The organism is Aquabacterium sp., assembly GCF_050725395.1.
Taxonomy (GTDB): Bacteria; Pseudomonadota; Gammaproteobacteria; order Burkholderiales; family Burkholderiaceae_C; genus Aquabacterium.
On record NZ_JBOHHL010000090.1, the window covers coordinates 1 to 1,623 of the forward strand.

Genomic DNA, 1,623 nt, shown 5'->3' on the forward strand with positions numbered 1-1,623 from the left:
ATTGAGGGGTTATTTACCCTATAGGGTAAGGGGGTTGATTTCAGGGAGTAGGATGAAATCTCAGCTACAGTGGAATGTAAGGGGACTGTTGGAACGTGGCGGCCTCAGGCATCAATATACTCTAATAAGAGTAATCAGGACATTGAGGCCTAGAGTAGGTACTGTTGCCTACTGTTGCCTACTATTGCCTATTGTTGCCTATTGTTGCCTACTGTTGCCTATATATATATTTTGGATATAAATAAGGGATACATTCCCCTATAGCTGTAGAGGGGAGAGTCAATTGAGTCGTTTGAAACCCAGTATATTGCTACTAAGTTAGCTATCACTCAAGATTACGTGATCACTACACAGTCGCAACAGGTTCTGAGTCCGGTTAGCGTATCCCTACGCCAAAGAAACGCTCTATATACTCCCCTGAGTATCCAAATCAACCTATATACACTATTCCAGGCTATTTCAGCAAATCGGCAATATGGGAGAAGATAACCTTAAGTTTATCCAACTTACGGAGGCAAATTATCGAATTTGGGCCACTCAGGTAGCCGTCTACTTGAAATCTCGGCAACTTTTCGGACCTATTGAGAAAGGCTTAGCTATAGAGCTAGTTTCAAAGGAAAAAGGATCGAAAATAGAGTATAAAATAGACGATGAGGAGGTGATTACAGACCAAAAGGCCTTCAGCCTACTATTAAGAGTAGCTGGTACGAAAGGGCTTAATCAGATCACTAAATGTACCAACTCGTACGAGGGTTGGGTAACTTTACGGGACTACTACGCCCCTCTTGGTATCCAACAACTAGGGTCGAAAATCAAGGCATTTAATAGCTATATACCTGAAAAGGGGACTAGCCTTAGAGATATTAAGGTTTATCTGGACACTATTCAGGAGGAAATAGGCATTATTAAGCCCTCAGCAATGCCCTCGGACGAAATCAAGCTAGAGAGGTTCTACGATATAGCGAAAGATATCGACCCTCGCTACGCACCTCTAGCTCTACAGCTGCAAATCGGTGGCGTAGAACTAGGCTATGAGGCAGTGGTTCAACACTTCGCCGAATGGGAGCGCCGGCTAGGAGCTCCTGAAACCTCTAATAAAGGGGTAAAAGAGACGGCTTATACAGCCAAAGGAACCTTTAAAGGGAAGTGTTTTTATTGCAATAAGGTAGGGCACCGAAAGCCCGATTGCAAGAAAAGAGAGAACGACCTGAAAAAGGAAGGGGGGAAATCCAACCCCTCTACAGGACCTCTAGCTACCCCTTCGGGGGGTAGGGGACTTTCACCCGAAATACCGGCGAAGGCGCAGGTAGCTACTGAAGCCTGTTGGGCTGCAACTACTAGCTCTACGCCAGGGATTCGCTGGGTAATCGATTCGGGGTGCTCTAGGCACATGTCCAACGCTAGAGAGGTCTTTGCGGAGGACTACACCGCACTTAAGGAGCCCGTGATAGTCTGTACGGCTAGCGGCGCTGAAATCAAGGGGATCGCAACCGGTTCGGTGCGTATCCAGGTTGCCGTGCGCGGCAAATCGAGTGTTGTACGGCTCACAGACGTACTACACGTTCCCAGGTTAGCAGGTAGCCTTATATCAGTATCCCAGCTCCAGGATAGGGGACTAGGGAT

Annotated in this window: 1 protein-coding gene; it reads left to right on the forward strand. The window is 46.9% G+C overall.

What is annotated here, in order from left to right:
- Positions 1-553 precede the first annotated feature (553 nt).
- On the forward strand, positions 554-1,623 hold a 1,070-nt coding region (locus tag ACREB4_RS21235; protein WP_431590228.1), incomplete at its 3' end, for a C2HC-type zinc finger protein.